Origin of the sequence: Acinetobacter sp. YH12099 (genome assembly GCF_013419195.1) — a bacterium.
In the GTDB taxonomy this organism is placed as follows: Bacteria; Pseudomonadota; Gammaproteobacteria; order Pseudomonadales; family Moraxellaceae; genus Acinetobacter; species Acinetobacter towneri.
Genome location: NZ_VPAP01000036.1, coordinates 1 through 7,514 on the forward strand (window position 1 = coordinate 1; position 7,514 = coordinate 7,514).

The following is a 7,514-nucleotide window of genomic DNA, read 5'->3' on the forward strand; positions in this document are numbered from 1 at the left end:
TCTACAGCAGGATCAGCAGGATCAGCAGGATCAGCAGGATCAGCAGGATCAGCAGGATCAGCAGGATCAGCAGGATCAGCAGGATCAGCAGGATCAGCAGGATCAGCAGGATCAGCAGGATCAGCAGGATCAGCAGGATCAGCAGACTTTATTTTTCTTTCTGGATCAATATCTGTGATACAGGCAATTTTCTTAAAAATTGTATTAGGTTCATTGCTATCAAATAAATGTAGAAAATGCGTGAAATATCTTCCACCAACACTTACTACCGCAACATGATGATCTTCCAAAGATTTATCAAGATATTTAGCAAAAATAGACATTAGTAATTGCTCAGCAATACCTTCTACAAACAAAATTTTCTGTGCAAACAAAATGTCTGATTTCGTAGCATCCAGAAACCTTTGTACATATCTCTTACTTTTTCCATCAATAGGAAAAATCTTATCTGGATAACTAACCTTTGTTTCATCAGCGTCTTTGTACAGACAAATGATTTCTGAAAGTGAAACAGCAGATGTAATATGGGTAGAATGTGAAGTTACAAAAATTTGTCGTACTTTTCCTTCTTTTTTATTTTTCTTTAAGAATTGTAGAAATTTATATTGCATTGCTGGATGGAGATGGGCTTCTGGCTCTTCAATAACTAATGCTGAAAATACTTTTGCATTGTCGCCCATATACTTTCCGTCAGCATTGACTTGCATTTTTGCAAGTAATAAAGACATGAAAATTAAATTGTTATAACCTAAGCCATTATGAGTTGCTGGTATTTTAATCCCTGTTTCGTATTCAATAATCAATCTTAGAAATGAAAACATTTCTATATCTGAAATATTTCCCTCAAAATTAGGTGTAGCGTTATTAAATGAAGCACCAGTTTCATCTGCATAAGATAATATTTTTCCTTTTCCTAACTCCATACGCTCATGAATAGAAGTCATTACAGGCTCAATATTTGATAAAAATTTATTCTTTCGGGTTTTTATGTCTATAATTTTATTTTCTTCAGATTTCTTGAAATCACTTTTAATATCATAATCCATAAAGAAATCAAATACATTTTTTAATAAGGTATTTTTCCCTGTTAGCATATCCCTTTCTACATCTCGGATTGCATCTAAGAATTGAAAATCAAATTTGCTGAGTGACTCCCCATCTGCTATAGCACGATTAGCAATCTCACCACCATAAATCTTATAGGAATATAATCTTATGAAGTCATTCTTAATTAATTTCCAAGCATGATTTCTACAATCGCTAGAAGCTTCATCAACCTCTGACATGGCTAAGATATATTTGGGTAATTCTTTTTCTGGAAGAAAAAATTCATAAGTTAATTTAGCCTCAAAATCAGATTCTAACTTAGTGAGCCAATTCGCCACCATAGCTAAATCATCTGGCAATGATTCACATCCTTTTTTTAAAGTGACTTGAATACTTATCTTCGGAGGGGATGTCTTTAATTCTGAAAATGCAACATTTTTATTAAAATCATCTACATCCAATCTTTTATTTTTGTCAGGATTTACAACTAATGAAAGAGCTGTCAATAAATTCGTTTTTCCTGCATTATTATGACCAATTATTACATTTACCCCCTCATTAAAATTTATTGTTTGATGCTTAAAATTTCGAAAATTCTCGATCTCAATAGTCGATATAAACATTCGTCCCCCACATAAAAATATTATTAAATACAATTACAACCATATAAAACAGCATCTTATAATGCTGTTTTATATAACACCCTTATATTAGGCTAATAAGATTTGGTTCATTTGCTCTTCCAAACTACGTCCAACTTCATCCTGATTTTTTGCCATTAAGAATAATCGTTTACCATCACTATTTTTAGCCCACTGCTTACCAATAGCATTCTTGATTCGAGCATCATCAGCAGTATCTAAATGTCCACCTTTATACTCCAGAACAAAGATTGAACCATCAACTAACTCTGCAACGAAATCAGGGTAAAAGTAATCTTTCTCTGTTGGTAACCAGAACGAAGTATGTGGTTGCTTAGGAATATTACGTACCCAATATTTTACTTTAGGATGCATATCCAAGAGCTGAGCACATTTAAACTCTTCAGAAATCCTTCCTGATTCAGTCTTTTCTTTTAAATCATCAATCTGAGCATAGAAATGTTTTTTAAACTTATAGCTACCACGATAAGGCTTTCTAACTGGGTAGATTCCACGCTTAAACTCAAAACTATTTTCTAGTTTTGATTCTTCTGCCACTTTCAACTCTGCAAATAAATCACTTTGAAATGCTTGTTTACGAGCAAGTTCAAATAGTCGGTCAAGCTCACGAGAAACCGCCAGTGACAATTGGAATTGAGCACGATGTAGTTGCGTCAGTGTAAATCTACGCTCATTCAACAAGTGACTAATGAGCTTGGTTAAATACGCTCTAAGCTGAATTTGCGTTAATCCTGCTCTTCTTGTTTTCCGATCTAACCAATTCAACAAATCATTTTCGGTGATTGGTGTTGGCATATCATCAAATTGAATCTGTTGGCTATTGAGTAATTCATAACTCAACTGCTCTTCTTCAAGATTTAGGTCAATCGCAAAACTATTCACAGTTTCACGTATGTTAAAACCTTCCAATTGAACTGGATAATCTAATAGATTCCATTCAACCGAATCTTCAATAGTTTCTTTGTCTGCAACTTGCCACTCACCATCAACGAATAAGCCTAATTGCGGAATAAGCGCAAATGTGGCATTCCAATTTTCAGGTGCTTGATGTGCTTGTCGCTCAGCACGAGCTTCTTTGAAAACTTCTTGTATTTGGGTCTTTTGTTTCGGCGTCGCGTTTTCAATTACAGCTTGTTCAATTTGATCAAACTCTTCGTCAGTTGTCCCTTTATTAATAATTAAGGACGTACCTTGGCTATTTTCTCTCGTTTGAATCGCTGGTTGTAAATTAGTAGGAATAAGTTCAGGTGTAACAACAAATGGAATAGAGACCATGACTTCAGGAGTCTTTGGTTGAGTAGTCCCTTGACCTGTAGTTCCTAAATCCAGTTCAGGTTGTGGATTTGCCACAATCGAGGCTTCCGCTTCCCATTTATCAAAGCCCATATTCTGCACCATACGGTCTTTAAGAAGCATGGTGGCTTGAGCGATTGAACTTGAGACAACGTGTGCATATGCTTTATTGAGTTCATCATTCTGACGTAGTTTTGCATACGGCATACGTAAGACACGACCTAACAACTGCTCTACATCAGTTGCAGAGTTGATATTTTGCAAACTCGCAAGTACATAGGCAAATGAGCAATCCCAACCTTCTTTCAGTGCTTCGACTGTAATCACAATTTTCACTTTACTCTGAGGACTAAAGAGATTTTCATCTTCTAGCTCTTTGGATTGCCCTGTAGAAATCGCAATCCAGTCTTCAGTGATATTTTCATACTCATCTAGTAAGTGTTGCTTTACAGCATCTACATTCGCTTCACCATTTTTATCTTGGGCTTGGATCAATAAAATTGGGCGAATATATTCTTTTTCACTTTGTGCAAGCACTTCTAACTTTTGTCGTTGAATCAGCGCATCACGAATACAATCTTGCCAACTATTTGGATGTTCAGTTAATACGACTGGCAGCTTAATCATTTCTGCTACTTTCAATTGCGCAGCAGAAACTGAGTAAAGAACATTATTGTCTTTTGGTGTTGCTGTCAGCTCTACTAAGCAACTTGGGTTGAGACGCTTCAATGTTGGGAAGAATGTTTTTCCACCACGGTTTTTATGCGCTTCATCCACCACAATAATTGGTCTATGCAAGTTAAAGAAATTGACTAATGAATGCTTCACACGACCAATATCTTTTTCCGTTAGGAATGGTTGATATTGCAAAGTATCAGCCGTTACTTTATCCATACTTTCGGCTTGCTTTGGAGTCACTTGAGTAAAGTGTTCACTCAAAGATTCGTCAAAAGCATAGGCATTGCGCTGATAGGTCTTTTCTTTATCAATATTGAAGATCTGAATAGTGGTCACAATGACAATACACGACTGCCCAACATCATGCTTGTTTAGCGATTGAAGCCCTTCAATGTCACATATTTTGATGCGATCACCATAATAGCTTTGTAAGGCTTGTCTATAAGGGTGATTCACATTAGCAAGTGCAGCAAGTGTTTGTTGTCGAATCATATCTGTTGGTACAAGCCACAATACAATAGGACTCTCAGTATTCACATAACTCTGTGCCACTTTTGGAATACTATGCGCTGCAAGTAGTGTTTTACCACCGCCTGTAGGTACACGCAGACATACAGTTGGTATGCCCTCCAATCGGTCGTTATAAACAATATTTTCGCCTACACAGCGTTTAAATGCTTTCTCCGCCCCTAATGATGCTGCCAAAGTAAAGAATTGCTCTAATGCTTTTAAAGAATCTATTTGATACTGTTTTAATTTAAGTGACATACGCAATCCTTACTGAGCTTGGTTGCCATAAAGCGAATATGGAATTTGTTTAAACTCAATGTCTAGAGCTTCAAGTCGGGCATCCCCAAGTCGTGATGCTTCGCCTATAACGACTCTTTTACCTTCATGTGCATGACATTCATTTAAGTAATTTAAAATAGATAGTGTTAAGACATTACCACCATTCGGACGTCTATCACCTAAAATGCCGTTATAGAGAAGATAGTAAGCAACCCCATCATGTGTGCCTAAATATGGATTATCAAAGCTCTCCGTTTGATTTAGAGCTGTTTTTGTTTCAAGTCACCAAACATAGCTTGCAAGATCTTTAAACTTAACATTAGCATTTAAGAAGCCTTGATCATCAAACACTGGATTGCCTAATGTATAGAAGCTAAAACCGCCTCCACCTTGCCAATTCACAGCCTTTGAAATACCGCCTTGCTCGCCTTCAATCACTTTTCCAAGACGGGGAATAACATGGGTCTTTGCATGCTCACCCATTTCAATCCCGATATAGCGTCTTCCCATTTTATGAGCAACAGCTGCGGTTGTGCCTGAGCCTAAGAAAGAATCTAAAACGATATCGTTTAGATTTGTTCCAATCTCAATAATGCGTTGAATAAGTTTTTCAGGTTTAGGTGTAGAAAATGGTTCAGCTTTATGAATAGTTAATTGTTCACGTTTTGCATCCTGATTATGCCCAACATCCTGCCATAACCAAATCGACTGAGGAGTAGCACCCTTGTCTTCAATAGAACTCAGAAATCGTTTAAAACGAGGTACAGAATTTTTTCCCTCTTTCCCCCAATAGATCAGATTATCTTTAATATGATTCAAATGAGTTTCTTGAGAATAACGCCATACAGCAGTTTTCTTTGGATAGATTTTCTCCCCAGTGTTAGGGTTTGTTATTGGATAATACAAATTCGGTCTTTCGTCTATTGATTTGTTACAGGTGTAATTATCAGACTGCCAAAGTCCTCTTGGGTCGTTGTCTAAATTTTTATAGGTTTTGTTAGATTTCTCATCTCGTGCTAAACGGTTAACTTTAAATAACTTAGAATTTTTCGCATAAATCAGAATATTATCATGATCATTACTGAACCAATGGGCATCATTTGAGGCAGCATATTTTTTTTGCCATATCACAGATGAAATAAAATTTTTCCGCCCAAAAACTTCATCACATAAAACCTTAAGATAATGTGCTTCGTTATCATCTAATGTAATCCAAATCGAACCATCTTCCGCTAAAAGTTCTTTTAGTAATTGTAGACGTGGATACATCATAGAAAGCCATTGAGCATGTTCTAACTTATCGTCATAGTGCTCAAAAGCGGATTGAGTGTTATACGGTGGATCAATGAAAATACATTTCACCTGTCCACCATATAGTGGCAACAAAGCCTTCAAAGCTTGAAGGTTGTCCCCTTGAATGATGAGATTTTCTTTTGCTTGCTCTTCATCACCATATGCTTGTTCGAATTTTAGTAAATGGTACGGAACACTTATTGCTGTTTCTTCAGCTTGATTTCGGTTCACCCAATCTAATAGTGGCATAACAATACTGAATCAATAAAAAATTGAGTCAATAAAAAATTGAGTCAATCTTAGCAAAAATACCTATATTAATGGATAAGAGAGGCCTAAGATGCAAAAATCTTATTCGTTTTGCATTCCTACAGATTCGACCCATAAAGCTAAAATTTCATCAGGCGTGTAAACTTCCCAATGTTCATAATTACCAATAATTTGAGCTGAAATAAAATTTTCCAATTCAGAATAGGTCCAGTCTATCGGAAGATCTCTATCGAATTTTGGATTCTGTTTTTTTTGCAATAGATGTGTTAGATAACTCGCTAATTTGTATCTAAATACATGATTTTTCCTAAATTTATAATTACTATCGCCTTGATGTTCAATTTTGTACAACTCAGCCGATGCTTCTTTAGCTTGATATGCTAGTATTGAAAAAATATATCTCAGATTAAAACTGTTAAGCATACGCATAAGCTCAAATTCCAAGGCTGAATCTTTTTCATAAGGCACTTTACGATAGTCACATATAAAGCCTACTAATTCATATATTTCTTTTAATCTTTTATTTTTTATATACTTTTCAATATCCTTGATATCCTGTACATGAATTTTTGACTCCACAATTTCCTGAAATAACCCTAAAGTCCATTGCTCTAGGGAATCATAGCATTCAGGAATTACAAGATTTATGTCAGTCCTAAAATTTAAAGCTAAGTAAGTTTGAATTTCATGCACCATATCTTCATTAAAATATTGTTTATAATCTGAATGTAGCTGGCGCAAATTAGCTTGTTCTTGTATAAACTCATCAAATTCATCTGTTTTAAAAAGATAGCCTTTTTCAAATATTTTTTTGACAAGATCACCAGTACCATTCGCTTCTAGTTCAATAAATGAATGCCATTCATGCTGAGGTAAGATATTATCTGAGCCAATTTTAATCTTGCTTATCATCGTATAAAGAACGATTTTTTCTAAATAACTTAATTGTTGTGTCGGAGGATTATACGGAGCATCTGATGCTATGGGGATACATAATTTAAATTCATTGAGATATTTATTCATGTAACTTTGTACAGAAACTCTACGACACTCATGACAAACCAATTTTTTTTTATAAGAATTCCAACGCTTAAAATCCATATCTTTACGGATATAAATTTCATAATCGAAATAACATTTTTTGCAGTCTTTTAATCCCGTGTATTTTAAATGCCCACTATGTTTGACTATTCTTTCTAATTTTGCAGTCGATTTAATATCATATTTTTGCCATAACACTTTTGCAGTATACGTAAACTGTTGCTTTTCAATGTCAACAGACTCCCAATAATCTCTTAATAGTTCTAAATTGAAATCATCATACTCTGGATTCATCACAAGTTCATATTGTCCTTCGGTAATCCTCCCTAAAAATAATTGAGTTTAAAAGTAGAAAATCGAATAACCTTGATTTAAGGAGATTTTCTATGAAAACATCTAAGTATTCAGACAGCTTGATCATGAGTATCTTGAAGCAAGCTG

3 protein-coding genes and 1 pseudogene are annotated in these 7,514 nt (G+C 35.1%); all 4 read right to left on the minus strand.

Annotation, left to right across the window (positions count from 1 at the left end; genetic code table 11):
- Positions 1-1,670: ATP-dependent endonuclease (locus FTU39_RS13920; protein WP_180052273.1), on the minus strand; the 1,670-nt coding region annotated here is incomplete at its 3' end.
- Positions 1,671-1,757: 87 nt separating this feature from the next.
- Positions 1,758-4,448: a DEAD/DEAH box helicase gene (locus tag FTU39_RS13295; RefSeq protein WP_180052274.1), complete on the minus strand. Its 2,691-nt coding sequence runs from the start codon at positions 4,446-4,448 to the stop codon at positions 1,758-1,760.
- Between the two features lie 9 nt (positions 4,449-4,457).
- Positions 4,458-6,011 (minus strand): annotated as a pseudogene (locus FTU39_RS13300) (site-specific DNA-methyltransferase).
- Positions 6,012-6,113: 102 nt separating this feature from the next.
- Positions 6,114-7,367, minus strand: coding sequence for a hypothetical protein (locus FTU39_RS13305; protein WP_257224491.1), 1,254 nt, complete (start codon positions 7,365-7,367; stop codon positions 6,114-6,116).
- Between the last annotated feature and the right edge of the window lie 147 nt (positions 7,368-7,514).

Excerpts from the sequence above, each read along its gene's own strand:
- FTU39_RS13295 (WP_180052274.1), bottom strand. The coding sequence starts at position 4,448 with ATGTCACTTAAATTAAAACAGTATCAAATAGATTCTTTAAAAGCATTA.
- FTU39_RS13305 (WP_257224491.1), bottom strand. The coding sequence starts at position 7,367 with ATGAATCCAGAGTATGATGATTTCAATTTAGAACTATTAAGAGATTAT.